Raw genomic sequence first — 21,253 nt, 5'->3', positions numbered from 1 at the left:
TGCCGCTTCAGGGAGGGGCGGCTCGAGGTAACACAAAGCTGTCCGAGTGATCAGGAAAGCAGGTTTTTTCAGCGGATCGGGTAGCCGGATTAAACCTGCGGGGGCTTTGTCAGTCGTAGTTTTCATGGCCGGTGATTTTTCCATCGGCAGTTCATCGATGCGTCGTGGTTGGGCGCTCAGTTGTCTTCAGGAGCCTCGTGCAATGACGCGCACTCGTAAAATTCTCGCCTGGTCCATCACTGGCCTGATACTGCTACTGGCGGTGCTGGTACTGGTGATCGCGTTCTTCGATTGGAACCGGATCAAACCCACGCTCAATGCCAAGGTCTCCGAGGAGTTGCACCGGCCCTTCGCGATCAATGGCGATTTGTCGGTGGTCTGGCAACGCGAACCTGACGAAGGTGGCTGGCGGGCCTGGGTGCCCTGGCCTCACGTGGTGGCCCAGGACCTGACCCTGGGCAACCCGGACTGGTCCAAGGCGCCGCAGATGGTCAGCCTCAAGCGGGTTGAGCTGCGCATTTCGCCTCTGGCCCTGCTGGCGCAACGAGTGAGCATTCCGCGCATCGACCTCACCGAGCCCGACGCCGCGTTGCAGCGCCTGGCCGACGGGCGCGCCAACTGGACTTTCAAGTTCGACCCCAAGGACCCGAACGCCGAACCGTCCAACTGGACGGTGGACATCGGTGCCATCGGTTTCGACAAGGGCCACGTGACCCTCGATGACCAGAGCCTGAAGACCCAGCTGGACCTGCAGGTGGAATTGCTCGGCAAGCCGATCCCGTTCAGCGATATCGTCGGTGAAAGTGAAGCGAAGAAGGTGGCCGAGAAAGGCGCCGAGGCCCAGGCCTATGCCTTCGCCCTCAAGGTCAAGGGCCAGTATCACGGGCAGAAGCTCGCCGGCACCGGCAAGATCGGCGGCCTGCTGGCCTTGCAGGATTCCCGCAAGCCGTTTCCGCTGCAGGCCCAGGCGCAGATCGGCGACACCAAGGTGGAGCTGCGCGGCAGCCTGACCGACCCGCTGAACCTCGGCGCCCTGGACCTGCGCCTGAAGCTGGCGGGCACCAGCCTGGGCAACCTCTACCCGCTGACCGGGGTGACCCTGCCGGATTCGCCGCCCTATTCCACCGACGGCCACCTGACCGCCAAGCTGCACGATCCGGCGGGCGCGACCTTCAGTTACCAGGACTTCAACGGCAAGATCGGCGACAGCGACATCCACGGCAACCTGACCTACGTGGCCAGCCAGCCACGGCCCAAGCTCAGTGGCGCGCTGGTGTCCAACCAGTTGCTGATGAGCGACCTGGCGCCGCTGATCGGCGCCGACTCCAACGCCAAGCAGAAGGCCCGGGGCGGCGAGAGCAAGCAGCCGGCGGACAAGGTGCTGCCGGTGGAAGAGTTCCGCACCGAGCGCTGGCGGGACATGGACGCCGATGTGGAATTCACCGGCAAGCGCATCGTCCACAGCGCCGAGCTGCCGTTCACCGATCTGTACACCCACCTGGTGCTCAACGACGGCCAGCTCAGCCTGGAGCCCCTGCGCTTCGGCGTGGCCGGCGGCAAGCTCGACGCCCAGATCCGCCTCAACGGCCACACCACGCCGCTGGAGGGCCGGGCCAGGCTGACGGCGCGCAATTTCAAGCTCAAGCAACTGTTCCCCACCTTCGAACCGATGAAGACCAGCTTTGGCGAGCTCAATGGCGATGCCGACATCGCCGGTCGCGGCAACTCGGTGGCGGCCCTGTTGGGCAGCGCCAACGGTGACCTGAAGATGCTGATCAACGATGGCGCCATCAGCCGCAGCCTGATGGAAATCGCCGGGCTCAACGTCGGCAACTATGTGGTCGGCAAGATGTTTGGCGACAAGGAAGTGAAGATCAATTGCGCAGCGGCCGACTTCGGCATCAAGAGCGGCCTGGCGACTTCCAGGCTGTTCGTCTTCGACACCGAGAACGCCATCATCTACATCGATGGCACCGCCAATATGGCCAGCGAGCAACTGGACCTGACCATCACTCCGGAATCCAAGGGCCTGCGCCTGTTCTCCCTGCGCTCGCCGCTTTATGTACAGGGCAAGTTCATCCAGCCCAGTGCCGGGGTCAAGGCCGTGCCCCTGGTACTGCGCGGTGCCGGCATGGTGGCCCTGGGGGTGATCGCCGGGCCGGCGGCGGGGCTGCTGGCGCTGGTGGCGCCCAGCGGCGATGAGCCCAACCAGTGCGCGCCGCTGTTGCAGCAGATGCGCTCGGGCAAGGCACCGGTGACGGTGAAACCGACTCATTAAGGGCCTGGGCGCGCGGCCAGAAAAAGCCCGCCGCTGCAGGCAGGGCGGGCTTGGGGGATAGGGCGTTACAGGTCGTTGAGGATGTCTGCCATGTCGTCGGCGTGTTCTTCTTCCTGGGCCAGGATCTCTTCGAACAGGCGGCGGGTGGTGGGGTCCTTGTCACCGATGTACTGGATGATCTCGCGGTAGCTGTCGACCGCGATGCGCTCCGCCACCAGGTCCTCGTAGACCATTTCCTTCAAGGTGTTGCCGGCCACGTACTGGGCATGGGAGTGCTTGGACAGCAGGTCGGGGTTGAACTCCGGTTCGCCACCGAGCTGGACGATGCGCTCGGCCAGTTTGTCGGCGTGCTCGGCTTCCTGGGTGGCGTGCTCTAGGAACTCGCTGGCGGCGACGCTGGCCTTGATCCCGTTGGCCATGAAGTAGTGGCGCTTGTAGCGCAACACACAGACCAGTTCGGTGGCCAGCGACTCGTTGAGCAGGCGCAGTATCTCCTCGCGATCGGCGTTGTAGCCCTCGGTCACGGCTCCGTTTTCCACGTGTTGGCGGGCCCGTTCGCGCAGGGTGTTCACATCAGACAAATGCATGTCGCTCATCTCGATCTCCTGGAGGCTAATCCGATTTACGCCAGGCTCTGTTGGCCTGATCGCTACCTTGGTTGTGAGTCGCGGCGGCGGCAAAAAGTTTTATCGGATGTGCCCGGCGGTCAACTGCGTGCCAGTGGCGGGTGCCCGGCCAGCAATGATTCCTGCTGCAGCCATTGAAGAAAGGCACGCACCGGCGGATGGCGCTCGCGGCCGGGCACGCACAGGGCGCTGTAGCCGGCGCCGTCCACCTGGACTTCGGGTCGGTAGGGCTGCAGCAGGCCGCTGGCCACGCTCTGGGACACCAGTATGTCGCTGGCCAGGACCAGGCCCTGGCCGGCGATGGCCGCTTGCAGGGCGTACTGTTCCTCGTCGTAGGAGCGGATCAGCGGCGCGTCATCGAACCAGCTTTCCCCGGCCTGGGCGCACCAGGCCTGCCAACCGTCGGCATACAGCCTGGAGTTGCGCCAGTGCACGCTGATCAGGGTCGGCGCCTGCTGGCGGGCCAGGGCCACCTGCTGGGGCGAGCCGTAGACTGCGAAACGTTCGTCGAACAGGCACAGGCCGTGCAGGTCCAGGTAGCCCTCCTGGCTGTAGCGGATCGCCACGTCGATGCTGGCGTCCTGTTGCAGGTCCACCACCTCGCACTGGGTATCCAGGCGCAGGCTGATGCCGGGGTGCCGGGCATAGAAGCGCCCCAGCCGCGGTACCAGCCACAGGGCGGCAAAGGCCGCGGTGGTGGAAACGGTCAGTTGGGCATTGCTGGGTGTGGGCCGCAGCGTATCGACACTCTGGGTCACTTCCAAAAGAGCACCGTGCAAGCTGTGAAACAAGCGCTGGCCGGGCTCGGTCAGGCGCACCTGGCGCGGCAGTCGTTCGAACAGCGCCACCCCCAGCCAGTGCTCCAGGCTGCGGATCTGGTGCGACACCGCGGTGGGCGTCACCGACAGGTCCTCGGCGGCGGCCTTGAAACTCAGCAGGCGCGCGGCGGACTCGAAAGTGCGCAGGGCGGTGAGGGGCAGGTGGGCGAACATCGAGTGCTCCATGGCTGAGGTAAATTCATCTGGAAGAAATTCTGTTCATTTGTTGCAGTGCGGCTGTCCTCTTAGCTTTAGCGCGGACCGGCCTTGGTTTCAAGGCCGCCATCAGCAACCCGTCTGAGGCAGATGAGATGAGTACAGTTCTTGCGATCCACGGTAGCCCACGGGGCGAGCGTTCCCACAGCCGGCGCCTGGCCGACGCCTTCCTCCAGGCCTGGCAAGCGGCCAATCCCCAGGGGCAGTTGACCCGGCGCGAGGTTGGCCGGGGTGCCTTGCCCCACGTCAGCGAAGCCTTTATCGCCGCCGCGTTTTATCCACAGCCCGAGGCGCGGCCTCTGTCGATGCAGGCCGACCTGGCCCTGAGCGACGAACTGGTGGCGGAGTTGCTTGGCCATCAGCGCCTGGTGATCTCGGCGCCAATGCACAACTTCAGCGTGCCCAGCGGGATCAAGGCCTGGGTCGATCACATCGTGCGCCTGGGGCTGACCTTCAACACCCAGCAGGACAACGGCGTGGCCCAGTACCAGCCCCTGGTGCAGGGCAAGAAGGTGTTGATCGTTACCAGCCGCGGCGGGGGCGGCTTTGGCCCGGGGGGCGAGCATGAAGCGATGAACCACGCGGACCGCTGGTTGCGCACGGCCCTGGGTTTTATCGGGATCGAAGACGTCACCGTGGTTGCGGCGGAAGGCGAGGAGTCGGCGCCCGAGCGATTCGCGCAGTCCTGTGGCGAAGCCCAGCAGCGCCTGCTGGTCCTGGCGCAGAGTTTCTGAGGGGGCGGCGCCATGGCCTGGATGTTCCTGCTGCTGGCGGCGGCCTTCGAGGTCACGTTCGCCATGGGCATGAAGTACGCCGAGGGCTTTACCCGGCCCTGGCCGTCGCTGCTGACGGTGGTCGCGGCGGTGGGCGGGATCTATTTCCTGACCCTGGCCATGCGCGAGTTGCCGGTGAGCGTGGCCTACCCGATCTGGACCGCCATCGGTTCCCTGGGCACGGTGCTGCTGGGCTGCCTGCTGCTGGGAGAAAGCCTGACGGCGGTCAAGCTGGTGTCGGTGGGGCTGATCGTGGCGGGGGTGGCCGGGCTGAAGTAGCTGTCGGGAGAAACGGGCTGTCACCGGTTTGTCGCCAAAGCGTCATGGGGGCTGACGACGGCCCCGGTTATGGTCTAGCTTTCAGCCAGCCCCGCTGCCTTCGCACAAGGATGTCGCCGCATGTCCCAAGAGCTTGCCACCCGTTACCCCCTGGTCCTGGTGCCCGGCATGCTCGGCTTTGTCCGCCTGCTGCTGTACCCCTACTGGTACGGGATCATTCCGGCCTTGCGCCGGGGCGGGGCGCAGGTGATCGCGGTGCAGGTCTCGCCGCTCAATTCCAGCGAGGTGCGCGGTGAGCAGTTGCTGGCGCAGATCCAGCGGATCATGGCCGAGACCGGCGCAGCCCGAGTCAACCTGATCGGCCACAGCCAGGGCGCGCTCACCGCGCGCTACGCCGCCGCCAGGCGCCCGGACTGGGTGGCCTCGGTGACGTCGGTGGCGGGGCCCAACCATGGCTCCGAGCTGGCGGATTATCTGCAACGGCATTCACCCGCCCATAGCCTGCGGGGGCGAGTGCTGAGCCTGCTGCTGAGGGGGATTTCAAGCCTGATGCGGTTGCTGGAAACCGGCTATCGCGGACCGAAGCAGCCGGTGGATATCCATGCTTCGCACCAGTCCCTGACCACCGAGGGCGTGGCCCTGTTCAACCGCCAGTACCCCCAGGGGTTGCCGCAGGAATGGGGCGGGCAAGGGCCGGCGCAGGTCGACGGTGTGCACTACTACTCCTGGTCCGGCATTTTGCAGCCGGGCAAGACCAACCGCGGGCGTAACCTGTTCGACGGCACCAACCGCAGTTGCCGGCTGTTCGCCCGCACCTTCGTCCGTGAAGCCGGCCAGTGCGACGGCATGGTGGGGCGCTACAGCTCGCACCTGGGGCAGGTCATTGGCGATGATTACCCGCTGGACCATTTCGATATCGTCAATCAGTCCCTGGGGCTGGTGGGCAAGGGCGCGGAGCCGATCCGCCTGTTCGTCGAACATGCCCGGCGCCTCAAGGCCGCCGGCCTCTGATCTCAGCGTTGCCCGGCAGAAGCCGGCTTGCCGGCGAGCGGTCCCAGCACGGTGGTCCAGCGTTCCGAGAGAATCACCCCGCCCAAGGTCAGCAAGCCACCCACCAAATGGAACCAGGCCAACTGCTCATGCAGCACCACTGCCGCAATCAGCGCCGTGATCAACGGCAGCAGATTGAAAAACAGCGTGGTCCGGCTTGGCCCCAGGCGCACCACCGCCTGCATCCAGGCCAAGGGCGCGAGCATCGAAGCCAGCAGGCAGGCATAGAGCACCAGCGGAATGTTCTGCAGAGTCGGGCCTACCTTCGGCGAAGCCAGGAACAACGGTAGCAGCACCACGACCGCCACCAGCACCTGCAGATACAACAGCACCAGCGGCGGCAGGCGCAGCTGCCATTTCTTCAGCAGGGTGCTGTAGATGGCGTAGGCCAGGGTGGCCACCAGCATCATCGCGTCCCCCAGGTTGACCCCGTGTTGCAGCAGCGCGGCCAGGCTGCCGGAGGACACCACCACGAGCACCCCGGCGAAGGACAGCACGGCGCCCACCAGGGCCCCGGCAGTCAGGCGCTGGCCCAGGGCCGCGATGGCCATGGCCAGGGACATCAGCGGCATCAGCGAAAGGATGATGCCCATGTTGGTGGCCGAGGTCAGGCTGGCGGCGAAGTAGGCCAGGCTCTGGTACACCGCCATGCCCAGCACGCCGAGAATGGCGATGCGCCAGAGGTTGGGGCGGACCTCCGGCCAGTGCTTGATCACCGGCTTGAGCATGAAGGGGGTGAACAGCAGGCCCGCCAGCAACCAGCGATAGAAGCCGATCTCCGCGGGAAAGATCGCGCCCACGGCGAGTTTGTTGATCACGGTATTGCCGGCCCAGATAAAGATGGCCAGCAGTGGATAAGCGTATTGCATGGAGACAACCAGACAGTTGATGAAGGCTGATTATCCTCTTGTCCGGATCAATGCCTATACTGCGAACCGGACAACCCGCCCCGACATCCGGACAGCATGAGCAAAAAACACATCGATCTCCTGGATTTCCACGGGCTGCCCGCGCCGGTGTACTTCCGCTATGCCGACTTCGCCGCCCACAGCCATGCCCTGGAGCATCGCCACCCCTGGGGCTGCCTGGAGTATTCGGCCCACGGCGTGATGCACATGGAGATTGCCGGCCAGCGTTTCATGTCGCCTCCGCAATATGCGGTGTGGGTGCCGCCACAGACGCCCCACAGTTTCTACACCGCGCAGCCGATCAACTACCGCGCCGTACTGCTGGCCCCGGAGCTGTGTGCCGAGTTGCCGGCCGGGGGCAGTACCCTGGCCATCAGCGAGATCCTCAAGGCGATCCTCAAGGACTTCGCCGCCCGTGACGTGCAGATCCCCGAGGGCGAGGACGACCAGCGCCTGGCCCAGGTGCTGCTGGACCAGTTGCGCCAGGCGCCGGTGCATACCTGTTACCTGCCCTACGCCAGCAGCCTCGACCTGCTGCGGGTGCTCCAGGCCCTGCAGGCCGAACCGGGCAACAACCAGCCTTTGGCCCACTGGGCGGGGCTGGCCCATGTCAGCGAGCGGACCCTGGCCCGGCAGTTCGTGCGCGAATTGGGCATGAGTTTTGGCGAATGGCGCCAGCGCCAGCGTTTCCTGGCCTCCATCGAGGCCCTGGAGAGCTCGCGCAGCATCCAGGAAATCGCCTTCGACATGGGCTACAGCAGCGCCTCGGCGTTTATCGCGATGTTCCAGCGCCAGGCTGGCAGCACGCCGGAGCAGTATCGCCGGGCCGGCCTGCAGAACAGGTGAAGGTGTAACAGGCTTTGTCTACACTGCGCTGGAGGCCGTGCCCGTCGGCGCGGTGACAAGGAGAAAACTCCATGAAGATGTTGCGTATTCCGTTGTTGATGGTGGGCCTGCTGCTGTGCTCCCAGGGTTTTGCCGCCACCGCCCAGCAGAACAAGATGACCACCTGCAATGCCGAGGCCACCGCCAAGACCCTAAAGGGCGATGAGCGCAAAGCCTTCATGAGCACTTGCCTCAAGGCGGCCCCGGCAGCTGCGGCTACCCCGTCCACGCCTCAGGAAAGAATGAAGACCTGCAACGCCACGGCCACCACCCAGGCGCTCAAGGGCGATGCGCGCAAGGCGTTCATGAGTGATTGCCTGAAGAAGAAATGAGCCTGAATCGATGGGGCCGAGGTATCGCGCGCGCTACAGGACCTTGGCCTGCATCGGTTTTTCAGAGTTTCGCAGCACATAAACCATTAGCTTTCAATGAGATAGGTCTGGCAGCTACCGCTCGTCGCTTTTTTGTTATGTAAATTTTTTTACATTTACACTTTGTTCCCTTCGAAAACAGGTGCCGGGACGCACCACGCGGACGTTTGGCCAGCCAAAATCCGTGATTCTAGGGAATGGAAAGCATGTCGCGTTTTGGCTTGTTCAGGCCTGTAGTAGCGTTTTGTGCTTTGTCTGCTTCGCTCGCGCTCAGTGCCGCGCCGCTGCAGACGCCGGGTGATCGCGACCTGATTCGGGATCGCCAGCAGCAGTTGCTGCAAGAGCAGCAGAAGCGCCTCGACGAACTCCAGCAACTCCCCGGCAAGACCTTGCCCCCCGAGCCTGCCCCGCAACCGGGCGAGCAGCGCTGCTTCACCATCAAGACCGTGATTCTCAAGGGGGCCGATCATCTTTCCGCCGCCGATCGCGAGCGCCTGGTGGCGCCCTATCGCGACCAGTGCCTGTCGGTGACGCAGATCAACACCCTGCTCAAGGCCATCACCCATCACTACCTGCAGCAGGGCTATGTCACCACCCGGGCCTACCTGCCGGCCCAGGAGCTGGCCTCGGGGCAACTGACCATCGTGGTGGTCGAAGGCCGCCTGGAGAGCCTGGACAGTTCCGCCCTGGCCAGCTCGCGGGAACTGGCCATGGCCTTTCCCGGCACCACCGGCGAGGTGCTCAACCTGCGGGAGCTGGAGCAACTGGTGGACCAGCTGACTCGCCTGCCTTCGCGCCAGGTGGAACTGGAACTGGCCCCGGGAGAGAAACTGGGCGACAGCCGTGTCGGGCTCAAGGGCCAGCGTCTGAAGCCCTGGCGGGTATCGGCCACCCGCAACAACAGCGGCGACAAGAGCACCGGCGAGCAGCAGGCCGGCCTCGGCCTGGACTGGGACAGCCCCCTGGGCCTGGCAGACCAGCTCAGCCTGCGGGCCAACCAGGACACGGTCAGTGACCGCTGGCGCCACTCCGACAACCAGAGCCTGTTCTACAGCCTGCCCTGGGGCTGGTGGACCCTCAGTTATTCCTACAGCCAGAGCTACTACCGCACCCGCAATGACAGCACCGGCTTCGACTTCACCATGGACGGCGAAAGCAAGAACCAGCAGTTGCGCGCCGAACGGGTGCTGCACCGCGACAACCTGAGCAAGACCGGCATGAGCCTGGGCCTGAGCCAGTTGCGCACGCGCAACTACCTCGATGACAACCTGATCGACGTGTCCAGCAACCGCATCACCGAAAGCCAGCTGGGCTTCAACCATGGGCGGCGCATCGGCAATGCCCTGGTCAACGCCGACATTGGCTGGCAGCAGGGCATCGGCGCCCTGGATGCCCAGGGCAGCGGCAATCCCCATGGCAGCGAGCCGGTGGCCCGTTACAACAAATACAGCCTGACCCTGAGCTACCTGCAGCCCTTTCGCCTGTGGAACGAAAACTTCAGCTTCGACAGCCTGGCCACCGGGCAGCGCAGCGAGGACGTGCTCTTCAGCCCCCAGCGCATCAGCCTCGGCGGCCTCAACTCGGTGCGTGGCTTCCAGGACCAGACCCTGTCCGGCAACAGCGGCGGCTACTGGCGCAACCAACTGCGCTGGCGCCGTGCGGTGACCTGGCCGGCGTTGCAGCCTTTTGTCCAGGAATACGGCATGGCCTTTGCGTATGACGTGGGGGTGATCAAGGGCGATCGCTACAACCACGATGCCCGCGGCCGCATGAGCGGCAATGCCCTGGAACTCAATGCCCGCGGCCAGTACCTGGCTGCATCCGTCAGCTTCGCACGCTCCCTGGAGCGACCGGCAATTATCGAGAGGCGAGAGCACCCGGTGTACTTCCGGGTAGACCTGTTCTTCTGACTCGCCCGCAACGTTATTGAATGGATGATTCGCACATGGACGTACGCAAGCCTTTTGCCCAATGCATTGCCCTGTCGTTGTCGGGGATCCTGTTTCTCAACCCGATCGTCAGCGTGGCCGCAGGCCTGGCCCTGGACCCGGCCGCGGGGGGCAACGCCACCATCGGCGCGGCCGGCAATGGCGTACCCATCGTCAACATCAACGCCGCCAACGGCGCCGGCTTGTCCCACAACAAGTTCAGCGAATACAACGTCGGCAGCAACGGCCTGATCCTCAATAACGGTACCGGCTCGACCCAGAACACGCAGTTGGGCGGCTACATCATGGGCAACCCCAACCTCAAGGGGCAGGCGGCCCAGGTCATTCTCAACGAAGTCACCGGCAGCAATCGCAGCAAGCTGGCGGGCTATACCGAAGTGGCCGGGCAGTCGGCCCGGGTGATCGTCGCCAACCCCCATGGCATCACCTGCAACGGCTGCGGCTTCATCAACACCCCACGGGCCACCCTGACCACCGGCAAGCCGGTGATCGAAGGGCAGAAACTCGATCGCTTCCAGGTCGATGGCGGCGACATCAGCATCGAAGGCGCCGGCCTCAACGCCAGCAACATCGACCAGTTCGACCTGATCACCCGCAGTACCAAGCTCAATGCCGACCTGTACGCCAAGAAGCTCAACGTCATCACCGGGCGCAACGACGTCAAGGCCGATGACCTGAGCGTCACGGCCCGGGATGCCGACGCCAGCGCCAAGCCGGAACTGGCCATCGACAGCTCGGCCCTGGGCGGCATGTACGCCGGGGCGATCCGCCTGGTGGGCACGGAAAAGGGCGTTGGGGTGAACATGTCCGGGGAAATGGCGGCCAGCACCGGTGATATCCAGATCGACGCCAACGGCAAGGTCACGGTCGCCGGCATGGGCGCCAACCAGGCCATCGCCATCAAGGCCCAGAGCATCGAGCTCAAGGGCAAGGCCTACGCCGGCACCGAGGCGACCCTGCAGGCCGCCGAGCAGATCCAGGTGCAGACCAGCCTGGCGGCCCGGGACCGGGTCCAGGTGGTGGACGCCGCGCAGGTGGTCAACCACGGCATCATCGAAGCCGGAGTCAACACCGACAACAGCCGCAACGATCACGGCGAGGTCAAGCTGACCGCCGGCACCCTGGAGAACCGCGGCAACGTACTGGCCAGCCGCAACCTGGAGCTGACCGCGCGCCAGGCCCTGAACAACCAGAACGGGGTGATTCAGGGGCCCAAGGTCGAGGTCAAGACCGCGCGCCTGGTCAACCAGGGCGCACAGGCCCGGGTGCTGGCACAGCACGAGCTGGTGCTGACCACCCCGGCCATCGCCAACCTGGGCGGCCTGATCCGCTTTGGCGAGCAGCAGGCCGCGACGCTCACTCTGGATAGCCTGAACAACAACGGCGGGCGCCTGGAAGTGGCGGGCGCCGACCTGACCCTCAAGGCCCGCGAAGTGAGCAACCAGAAAGGCTCGATGATTGCCGACCGGGTAGAGATCAGCGCCGGGCGGCTGGACAACCAGCAGGGCCTGATCGGGGCCAGCCAGGGCAGCGCCACCTTCAAGGTCAACGAGCAGTTGAACAACAACGGTGGCCAGCTCCAGGCCCAGACCCTGCTGGAAACCCAGGGCGCAGAGTTGCTCAACCAGGGCGGCAAGCTGCTGGCCGACCAGATCAAGATCACTGGCACGCGCCTGGACAACAGCCAGAAGGGCCTGGTCAGCGCCGAGAAGGGCGAGTTGCAGGTGAGCCTCGCCCAGGACCTGATCAATGCGGGTGGCAAGCTCCAGGCCACATCGCTGCTCAGCCTCAAGTCCGCCAGCGTGGATAACCGCGCTGGCACCCTGGTTGCTCCGCAACTGACCCTCACCAGCAATGGCAAGCTCGATAATCAGGGCGGCACGGTGGATGCCACCGGGCTTGAGCTGCACACCGCGGACATCGACAACCAGGGCGGCCTGCTGCAAGGCAAGGACAACCTGCTGCTGGAAGCCCGGGACCTGGCCAACAACCAGGGCCAGGTGATCGGCAACGTACTGACTGCCAACCTCGACAGCCTCAGCCAGAACCAGGGCGGGGTACTCAGCGCCGAAGCCGGCCAGCTGACCCTGACGGTCAAGCAGCATCTGAACAACGCCCTGGGCCATTTGCAGGCCAAGAACGGCGATGTGCAGATCGGCTCCGGCAGCCTGAACAACCAGGGCGGCGTGGTGGTGGGCAATCAATTGCTGCTGACCAACAACGGCCTTTTGGACAACCGTGGCGGGCAACTGGTGGGCGACCGCCTGAGCCTGAGCACCCAGCGCCTGGACAACCAGGGCGCAGGCCTGCTGGCGGCGGGCAGCGACGGCTTGCTGCTGACCTTGACTGCCGACGGCGCCACCCCGGGGCAGTTGCTCAACAGCCAGGGGCGCCTGCAAAGCGACGGGCATCTGCAAGTCAACGGCGGCCAACTGAACAACAGTGGCGGGGTGATCCTCGGCGAGAGCGTCGGGATCAACGCCGCGGGCCTGGACAACAGCGCCAGGGGCGCAGTGGTGGCCAAGGCCGGGGGGCTGCATGTGGCCCTCAACAATGGCGTATTGAACAACAGCGCCGGGGTCATCGACGCCGGTGACCAGGCACTCAAGGTCACCCAGCTGGCCCGTCTCGACAACCAGGGCGGCACCCTCAAGGGCAAGCGCCTGGAGGTCGATGGCGGCGCGCTGGACAACCGCCAGGGGCAACTGCTCGCTGGCAGCGACGGCCTGAACCTGGTGGCCGGGGGCCTGAACAACGCCGAAGGGATGATCCTGGCCCAGGGCGGCCATGGTGAAGTCACCCTGGGCCAGGGCAGCCTGGACAACCGTGGCGGCACCCTGCAGGGCGCGACCCTCGCGGTGACGGCCGGGGCTGTGGATAACAGTGCCCTGAACGGCAAGGCCGGCTTGATCAGCAGCCAGGCCGGCAACCTGAAGCTGGTGGTGGACCGCCTCACCAACCAGGCAGGCAAGCTCTACGCCAACGGCCTGCTCAGCGCTTCCGGACAGACCCTGGACAACCGCTGGGGCGGCGAAATCAGCGCCCAGCAGTTGGACCTGACCACCGCGGCCAACCTCTACAACCAGGGCGGCCTGGTGGAGTCGGCCGGCTCGCTGCTGCTGGTGGGCGGCAACCTGGACAACAGCGCCGGCGGGCGAATCCGCGCCGTAGGCGGGGAGCAAAGCCGGATCAGCCTGGGCGGCAGCCTGTACAACCAGGGCGGTAGCCTGGCCCTGGGCTCCAACGCCTTCAGCCTGAATGCGGGCAACCTGAACAACGTCGGCGGCAGCATCGAGCACGCTGGCAACGGCCTGTTCAAACTCGACCTGGGCGGGCTCTCGGGCCTCCAGGGGCGCATCACGGGCCTGGGCCGGGGCGACTGGGACATCGGCTGGGTGGACCGCAGCGGGCTGATGCAGCTCAACGGCGCCCTGGACCTGAGCACCGGTGGCGATCTCAACCTCAGTGCCGGCGACCGTATCGCCAGCGCCAGCGGCCTGCGGGTGGGCGCCGCCACCCTGAACAACGCCGGGGAACTGGCCAGTGACGGCTACCTGACCCTGGACCTGGGGGGCAACCTGAACAACAGCGGCCTGCTGTCGTCCCGGGGCAAGCTCACGGTGGGCGCCAGCGACCTCAACCAGAACGGCGGTCGTATCGCCAGCGGCGGCGACACCGAGCTGAACCTGCGCGGCACCCTGGACAACCTGGGCCGGCTGATCGCCAGCCAGAACCTCTACGTGTCGGCGGGGCAGATCAACAACCGCGGCACCCTGGGCGCCCTGGGGCAGATGCAGCTGCGCTCCAGCAACGGCATCACCACCTCGGCCGACACCCTGATCTACAGCGGCGGCGACATGCTCCTGCGGGGCAACGGCCTGGCCAACAACTACGGCGACATCTACAGCGCCGGCAACCTCAGCTTCGCCGCCCTCGACGGGGGCCGCGCGGCCCTGCTGAGCAACCGCTCCGGAACCATCGAAAGCGAGGGCGACATGAACCTCAACGTGGCGTTGCTGCAAAACGCCATGGACCAGTACCAGGTCGGCGAAACCATCACCCAGCGCAATATCGTGATCAACTGCACCGACTGTTCCGGCGATTACCACACCGCCACTTACATCGTTAACACCACCTACGAAGGCACCATGGGCGAGCACTCCGCTGGCGCCCGCCTGGTGTCCAACCGTGACCTGACCATCAATGCCGATACGGTAGAAAACGACCAGAGCCTGATCGCCGCCAACCGCGATGTCTCCATCACCGCCAACAACCTGTACAACCGGGGCCTGACCCTGAACAAGCGGGTCGAGAGCATCAGCTATTTCCTGCACGGGGTTTCCAAGGGCGCGTTCCGCGCCGCCGAGCGCGCCACCATCGCCTGGAACGCCGCCAACGCCAATCGCGCGCCGGGCCAGCAGGACCCGCTGCCGACCGTGGTGACCCAGTACCCGATCTACGAACCCGCCAGCCACACGGTGATCACCCCGGGTTCCCAGAGCGCCTACGCCTCCACCCTGCAGGCCGGCCAGCGCCTGCACCTGCAGGTCAGCGGCACCCTTGAAAACGGCGTGCAGAGCGAACAGAGCCGCGCCCAGCTCACCGGGCAGACGCTGCAGAACAACCTGGCCCAGGTGGGCGGCCAGGTGATCACGGTCAATGCCCAGAGCTCCGCGGCGGCCAACCAGGTGGCCAAGGATGTGCAACGCATCGAGAAGGTCGGCGCCGACGGCACCACCCAGGTCAGCTTCGTCCCGGTGGATTTCTCCGGCGTGCCGTTCGCCGCCGTGGACCCGACCTCGCTGTCGAGCTTCCGCGTGCCTCAGGGCGAGTACGGCCTGTTCGTCAAGAGCCAGAACCCCCAGGGCCGCTACCTGATCGAGACCAATCCGACCTTCACCGACCTGTCGCGCTTCATGAGCTCGGATTACATGCTCGGCAACCTCAACTACAACACCGACCAGACCTGGCGCCGCCTGGGCGACGGCCTGTACGAGACCCGGCTGATTCGCGACGCAGTGCTGGCCCAGACCGGCCAGCGCTTCCTGGCGGCCGGGCTGACCAGCGACTACGACCAGTACCGCTACCTGATGGACAACGCCATCGCTTCCAAGGACCAGTTGAACCTGAGCATCGGCGTGTCCCTGACCCCGGCCCAGGTGGCCTCGCTGACCCATGACATCGTGTGGATGGAAACCCGCGAAGTGCAGGGTGAGAAAGTGCTGGTGCCGGTGCTCTACCTGGCCCAGGCGGAAACCCGCAACCTGCGCGGTGGCAGCCTGATACAGGGGCGCGACATGACCCTGATCGCCGGCGGCGACCTGACCAACGTCGGTACCCTGCGGGCCAGCAACGACCTGAGCGTGAATGCTGGCGGCAGCCTCTACCAGGGCGGTCTGATCGAGGCCAACGAGCGGGTCAGCCTGATGGCCCAGGACAGCGTGCGCAACGCCCTGGCCGGGGAAATCCGCGGCAACCAGGTCAGCGTCACCTCGATCAAGGGCGACATCATCAACGACCGCACCGCAGTGGCCGTCGGCTACGGCTCGGGCAATCGCACCATCCTCGACCAGGGCAGCCAGATCACCGCGCGCCAGCAGCTGGACCTCAGCGCCGGTCGCGACCTGACCAACCTCGGCCAGCTCGCCAGTGCCGGCGATGCCAAGCTCAGCGCCGGTCGCGACATCGACCTGCTGGCGGTGCAGGACCACACCTTCACCCAGAGCGCGATCCGTCGCGGCCTGGTGACCAACGACACGGTGCAGACCCTTGGCTCCAGCGTGACCACCGGCGGCAACCTGGAACTCAATGCCGGGCGCGACCTGGCGGTGGTAGCGAGCCAGGTCAGCGCCGGCAACGACCTGTCCCTCAATGCCAAGCGCGACATCGTCATCGCTTCGGCCCAGGACGAGCAGTCCTCGACCTTCTACCAGAAGAAGAAAGGTTCCTGGGGCAAGAGCAAGACCACCCGCAGCGCCGATTCCTCCACCACCAACGTGGCCTCCGAGATCAGCGCCGGGCACGACCTGATGGTCAACGTCAGCCAGGACAAGGACGGCCGTATCAGCCTCAACGGCGGACGCGACGTCACCGTGGTCGGCAGCCAGCTCAAGGCCGGCAACGACCTGCTGGTGGGCGCTACCCGGGACGTCAGCCTGGTCTCGGCCCAGGAGCAGCAGGACAGCGCCTACAGCCAGAAGAAGAAAGGCAGCTTCGGCCTGAGCAAGAGCGGCAACAGCCGCACCTCCAGCAGCACCACCCAGGTGGGCAGCGAGCTGAGTGCCGGCAATGACGCGGTGGTGATATCCGGGACCAACGTCAACCTTTCGGCCAGTTCCATCGAAGCCAAGCGCGATGCCGAAGTGCGCGCCGGGCTGATCGACAAGAACGGCGACATCAACCTGATGGACGCGGCCAACACCTCCAGCAGCCAGAGCGACAAGTACAAGAGCAAGGTGGGGTTCTCCAGTTCCGGCAGTTTCACTTCGATTGCCTCCTCGAAGAAATCCGGCCAGGAAAACATTCAATCCCAGAGTGTCGGCAGCGTGGTCAGTGGCGGGCGTGACACCACCCTGCAGGCATCCCGTGACGTCAACATGATCGGCAGCACGGCGGCAGCCGAGCGCAACCTGAATGTGGGGGCGGGACGCGACATCAACGTCCTGGCCGGCAGCAACAGCTCGGACCAGAGCAACTGGAAATCCGAGAAGCATGTGGGGCTGTCCCTGGAGAGCGATCGCAATGGCGTCACCGCGTTCCTGGGCAGCGAAGGCCTCAAGCAGAAATCGCGCAATGCCGAGCAGACCGTGGCGCCGAGCCAGTTGCTGGCCGGGCAGGATGCAACCATCAAGGCCGGACGTGACCTGACCCTGGAAGGCTCGCGAGTGGATGCCGGGCGTGATATCAACCTGCAGGCCGGGCGCGATATCAGCATCGACGCGGGCAAGGAAACCTCGATCGAGGAACGTAGCAAAAGCCGTGACCGCAATGGCCTGACGGTCAATGTCAGCCACAACTACGGCAACACCATGGACGCCCTCAAGGGCACCGGCAAAGGCGAGGACAACACCAGCAAGGCCTCCAGCGTGCTGAGCACCGTGGATGCGATCAACCAGTTCACCTCGGGCCCGACCACCGCGACCCATTTCGGTACGGCCAGCCAGTCCAGCAGCTCGCGCCAGGAAGTGCACAGCAACAGCCCTGCCAGCCTGGGGGCCGGGCGGGATATCAGCGCCGTGGCCGGCAATGACATCAACATTCGCGGTGGTCAGTTCGACGCCGGGCGCGACATCACCCTGGTGGGCCGTGACATCAATGTGGATGTGGCCCGCGGTTCGGTTTCCGAAGAGAGCAAGACCGCCCGCAGCCAGGGCGGCATCAATGGCCAGAGCGGCGGCGGTAGCGCCCGTGCCGGTATCGGCGGCAGCAACGGTGTGTCCAGCGAGCAGATGAACCAGGGCACCAACACCCCGTCGGTATTCCTCGCCGGGCGTGATGTCAGCCTTGAGGCGCGCAACAACCTGACCCTGATCGGAACCCAGGTCCAGGCCGGGCGCGATATCGACCTGGGCGCCGGTAACGACCTGACCATCCGCGCCGCGCAGAACGATTCCAGCAGCGAGTCCAGCCGCCACAGCGGCGGTGGTGAAGTGGGCCTGGCCGTGGGCGGCAAGGACTTCATCTCGGTCTACGCCAGCGTCGACATGGGCAAGGGCCAGCTGGACCGGGACAACCAGCGGCAGCAGAACGCCAATCTGGTAGCCGGCGACCAGCTGCGCTTCAGCAGTGGCAAGGACACCACCATCGCCGGCGCCACCCTGCGCGGTGGTGAGGTCATCGGCCGGGTTGGCGGTGACCTGACCGTGTCCTCGGTGCCGGACACCGGCAAGGTCAGCGGCAAGGAAATGGATGCCAGTGTCACCGTGAGCATCGGCCTGGGCGGCGGTGGCAGCGTCAGCGGTTCCCTGGGCATGGGCAAGACCACCGGCAAGACCAACTGGGTCCAGGAGCAGACCAGCATCACCGGCAAGAACGGGGTGGACATCCGCACCGAGAAGCACACCCAGCTCGACGGCGCGCTGGTCGCCGCCGACAACGGCAACCTCAAGCTGGACACCGGCACCCTGGGCTTCCGCGATATCTCCGGCCAGGACAAGGAGCACAGCTACTACGTCAATGCGGGCGGCACCTTTGGCTGGGGCGGCGGCGATGGCGCCAAGGCCACCGGCGGCAAGGACGTGGCCTTCACCACGGACAAGAGCCAGGAAGGCAAGGGCAAGACCGGGGCGTCCGGCTGGAGCGTCAGCGGCTATGACTACCGCAAGGAGCGTGAGCAGGAAGTGCGCGCCACAGTGGGCGCGGGCACCATCACCGTGCGCAACGACGCCAAGACTGGCGCCGACTCCACTGCGGGCCTGAACCGCGATGTGGCCCTGGCCTATGAAATCACCAAGGACAAGGAAAAGCGTACCGACCTGTATGTGTCCCAGTCGTCCCTGGATGCGGTGGGCCATCCGTTGCAGACCCTCAACCAATGGGCCCAGGGGCTCAAGGACTATGGCAAGAATGCGTCCGCGGCGTTCACCCAGTACGGCGATCTGACCCAGGCGGCGGACAAGGCCCTGGCAGACAACCCGGCGTTGGCACCTTTGGCGTGGATACCGGGGTTTCTGCAGAAAGTCATGGATGAGTCGGCCTTCTACACCGGTGGCGTGATGCCAGGTGTCATCAGTCATGGCGGCGTGGTCACCCAGGTCCCGGCGCTGCTCACGGGGGACATGAGCTTTTATCGTGTGCAGATGGAGTACAAAAAGGATGCCAATGGAAAGGTCTTTATCGACCCGCTATCGGGCAAGCCAGTCCTGGATGTGGACGCCACACGCAACAGCTTGCAGAGTTTGCTGACACCTGACGACGACGCTGCGGTGTTCACCAATGGAATCCAGAACTCGTTGGATGCAGCCCTGGTCAACGGCGGCATGCAAACCGGGAAGGACAGTTTTATCCAGGCCTATAACCCGGAGCATGGTTTCCTGGGCGACTTGGTGGAGTCCCTGTGGGATGTCGTACTGGGCGGGGCTGTTCGTTCGGGCAACGCACGGCAACTCAGCGATTTCCTCGGGGCCGGGCTCGACCAGGGCAACAAGCTGGATGTATTCGGCCACAGCCAGGGCGGCTTGCTGACGTACCGGGCCATTGCCGGACTCAACTTCAATGCCAACGGCAATGCGGGTAGCATCCAGCTGTCGGGCGCGCCCGTCGCTTCGACGGACTTCTTCCAGGCGGCCAAGAATGCCGGGTTCGACATCAGTGAAGGAGCGTTCTTCCAGGTCAACCGGCCGACCTCGAGCATGTTCTTCAATACGTTGCCGGTGACCGATACGGTGTCCGACTTGTTGGGGCTCAATGCATGGCGCTCTTCCGATACGGTCGCCCGATTCTTCGGGGCCGCGGCTACGTCAGGCAAGCTGTTGGCAGCGGACAGTCCTCACTCCAACTACTTGTGTGTGGCCAAGGACATTTGTGGCGGAGCCAGCAGCGGGTTGCAAGAGACCTTCAAGAACAGCAACAAGTACATCGTCCCGACCTTGATCGATCAGCACGGCAACGACAAATTACTGGGCTCGCAATGAAGGCTGCACAGATAGCGCTGATCGTTCTGACCTGTGGGTTGCTGCCGGCGTGCGGCGGCCCACCCCTGGTCTATGAAAATGCTCGTCTGGATTCCCGCATGCTGTGCCAGGAGGGGGCGAAGCGGGTCACCCTGATGCAGCGTTACTCCTTCGACCTGCCCGGGCCTTATCGGCATGCGCAGTGCGGAACCATCACTGGCGGGTTCACCTATGAAAAGGGCCGTGACGCGCTGTCGGTCGGCACCTCAGGATCTTTCTTCTATGGGGACATTCAGGTGACGGCGTCCGGGCTCTATATGCGGGTCAACAGCTTTCTCGATGGCTGGGGGGATGGTCTGCTCTATCCGAAGCAGGCCTTTCTTGAGGATCTGCTGGCCAGGCAGGCACGGCCATCCCATACCGGTGTCAAGCCCAGCAGTCTCGACTGGGTGAACATGCAGGGCTATCAATGCCTGCGCTCCTACGAGCGTTGGGAAGGGACCGCAGTGGGCATTCTCGAAGACAAGGTCAAGTACTGGTGCTGGGAGCAGGAGAGCGGCCTGCAACAGCCGTTCTATGTGCATGCAGGCCAGCGCTTGCCCTTGGGGAGCAAGGGTTACGACCTGGATCAGGTGTTCATCGTGCCGTTCTTCCAGAGCCTGAAGATCAACCCCTTGCCGGCGCCGGTGCTGGCCAAGGCACGGGCTGATATCCAAGGGGTCTGTGCCCATGTCAAATCGCGCTACGACCGCAAGCTGCCCTGGGGCAGTGACTACCCCGACCAGCGACTGATCCGGACACAATTGCACTACTGCGGCTACGACGTGCCGCTGCCCGATCTCAAGGCGCCTTCACCTTGAACCTTCGGGCCTGTTCCAAGGGGAGGCGTTCGCTGCCAAGCCCATCAGCCAACAGTGCATAAGGAGATGGAGATGAAAAGCTGGACATGGATTGCGATGCTGCTGGCCCTGGCTGGTTGTGCTGCGCAGCCGGTATCCAAGGACCATGACCAGGTCCTGTCTGAGGTCGCTGATGTGGTGCAGAGGGACAGCGGTGGCTCAGGTGAGCGTCAGGATCTGCAACTGCTTGTCACGCAGATCAACAGCCATGGGCTGCTTCCAGATCGCCTGGTGATTGTGGCAGGCGGGGGTGTTGAGCGCTTCAATGTGCGTGACATGTTCGCCAAGGTTTCCGAAAGCCCCAACGGCAGGTTCCTGATGTTCGGGGCCAACCCGGCACTGGACAAGGCGATTGTCGGCGGCGCACTGAGTGGTCAGCGCTTTCCTCGGGTCTGGCTGTTCTTTGTCGGCGAACCTGGGCAAGAGCAGGAAATGCGCAGCATCGTCGAAGCAGCGGGCATCAGGTATTCGTTTATCAGCAAATACAAAAAGTGAAGGTGTCTGTGAGTATCCGCGGTGCCATGGGGATTGCCCTGGTCTGTGGTTGTCTGGGGGATCAGCGGCTGCATGGCGCCCTCTCTGGTTTACGA

At 64.7% G+C, this 21,253-nt stretch carries 13 protein-coding genes; 10 read left to right on the top strand and 3 right to left on the bottom strand.

Annotated elements, in window-relative coordinates:
- The first annotated feature begins 202 nt into the window (after window positions 1-202).
- The gene (locus ACUXVH_RS04555; protein ID WP_015633956.1) at window positions 203-2,278 is read left to right on the top strand and encodes an AsmA family protein; all 2,076 of its coding nucleotides are present in this window, start codon (window positions 203-205) and stop codon (window positions 2,276-2,278) included.
- A gap of 65 nt (window positions 2,279-2,343) precedes the next feature.
- Here the strand turns inward: ACUXVH_RS04555 and ACUXVH_RS04550 are convergent, their stop codons facing one another.
- Both ACUXVH_RS04550 and ACUXVH_RS04545 read right to left on the bottom strand, forming a co-directional pair.
- Window positions 2,344-2,874, bottom strand: coding sequence for a ferritin-like domain-containing protein (locus ACUXVH_RS04550; RefSeq protein ID WP_015633957.1), 531 nt, complete (start codon window positions 2,872-2,874; stop codon window positions 2,344-2,346).
- A gap of 110 nt (window positions 2,875-2,984) precedes the next feature.
- Window positions 2,985-3,908: a LysR substrate-binding domain-containing protein gene (locus ACUXVH_RS04545; protein ID WP_162470465.1), complete on the bottom strand. Its 924-nt coding sequence runs from the start codon at window positions 3,906-3,908 to the stop codon at window positions 2,985-2,987.
- Window positions 3,909-4,033: 125 nt separating this feature from the next.
- On the opposite strand from ACUXVH_RS04545, the gene ACUXVH_RS04540 reads away from it, so the two are divergent.
- The 3 genes from ACUXVH_RS04540 to ACUXVH_RS04530 all read left to right on the top strand — a co-directional run bounded on the left by ACUXVH_RS04540 (window position 4,034) and on the right by ACUXVH_RS04530 (window position 6,001).
- A complete protein-coding gene (locus ACUXVH_RS04540) occupies window positions 4,034-4,672 on the top strand; it encodes an FMN-dependent NADH-azoreductase (protein ID WP_065364893.1) in 639 nt (212 codons plus the stop codon).
- Between the two features lie 12 nt (window positions 4,673-4,684).
- Window positions 4,685-4,990: a DMT family transporter gene (locus tag ACUXVH_RS04535; protein WP_011058984.1), complete on the top strand. Its 306-nt coding sequence runs from the start codon at window positions 4,685-4,687 to the stop codon at window positions 4,988-4,990.
- A 120-nt stretch (window positions 4,991-5,110) separates the two neighbouring features.
- Window positions 5,111-6,001 (top strand): esterase/lipase family protein, encoded by an 891-nt coding sequence (locus ACUXVH_RS04530; protein WP_011058985.1) that lies wholly within the window; start codon window positions 5,111-5,113, stop codon window positions 5,999-6,001.
- A 2-nt stretch (window positions 6,002-6,003) separates the two neighbouring features.
- Here ACUXVH_RS04530 and ACUXVH_RS04525 read toward each other — a convergent pair whose 3' ends face one another.
- Window positions 6,004-6,909: a DMT family transporter gene (locus ACUXVH_RS04525; RefSeq protein WP_011058986.1), complete on the bottom strand. Its 906-nt coding sequence runs from the start codon at window positions 6,907-6,909 to the stop codon at window positions 6,004-6,006.
- Window positions 6,910-7,005: 96 nt separating this feature from the next.
- On the opposite strand from ACUXVH_RS04525, the gene ACUXVH_RS04520 reads away from it, so the two are divergent.
- The 6 genes from ACUXVH_RS04520 (at window position 7,006) to ACUXVH_RS04495 (ending at window position 21,158) form a co-directional block, all read left to right on the top strand.
- A complete protein-coding gene (locus ACUXVH_RS04520) occupies window positions 7,006-7,794 on the top strand; it encodes an AraC family transcriptional regulator (protein WP_065364894.1) in 789 nt (262 codons plus the stop codon).
- A gap of 71 nt (window positions 7,795-7,865) precedes the next feature.
- Window positions 7,866-8,165, top strand: coding sequence for a PsiF family protein (locus tag ACUXVH_RS04515; RefSeq protein ID WP_011058988.1), 300 nt, complete (start codon window positions 7,866-7,868; stop codon window positions 8,163-8,165).
- A gap of 245 nt (window positions 8,166-8,410) precedes the next feature.
- The gene (locus ACUXVH_RS04510) at window positions 8,411-10,114 is read left to right on the top strand and encodes a ShlB/FhaC/HecB family hemolysin secretion/activation protein (protein ID WP_065364943.1); all 1,704 of its coding nucleotides are present in this window, start codon (window positions 8,411-8,413) and stop codon (window positions 10,112-10,114) included.
- A gap of 20 nt (window positions 10,115-10,134) precedes the next feature.
- Window positions 10,135-19,785 (top strand): hemagglutinin repeat-containing protein, encoded by a 9,651-nt coding sequence (locus ACUXVH_RS04505; protein WP_255313377.1) that lies wholly within the window; start codon window positions 10,135-10,137, stop codon window positions 19,783-19,785.
- Entirely contained in the window at window positions 19,782-20,624 is an 843-nt protein-coding gene (locus ACUXVH_RS04500; protein ID WP_065364896.1) for a hypothetical protein, read from the top strand. The genes ACUXVH_RS04505 and ACUXVH_RS04500 overlap by 4 nt, the downstream gene beginning before the upstream one ends.
- Window positions 20,625-20,696: 72 nt before the next feature.
- On the top strand, window positions 20,697-21,158 hold the full coding sequence (locus ACUXVH_RS04495; RefSeq protein ID WP_065364897.1) for a hypothetical protein: 462 nt from the start codon (window positions 20,697-20,699) through the stop codon (window positions 21,156-21,158).
- Window positions 21,159-21,253: the final 95 nt, after the last annotated feature.

Source organism: Pseudomonas sp. 8(2025) (assembly GCF_052665325.1).
Note: the sequence above shows the minus strand (reverse complement) of the source record. Positions and strands in the feature narration are given on the sequence as shown.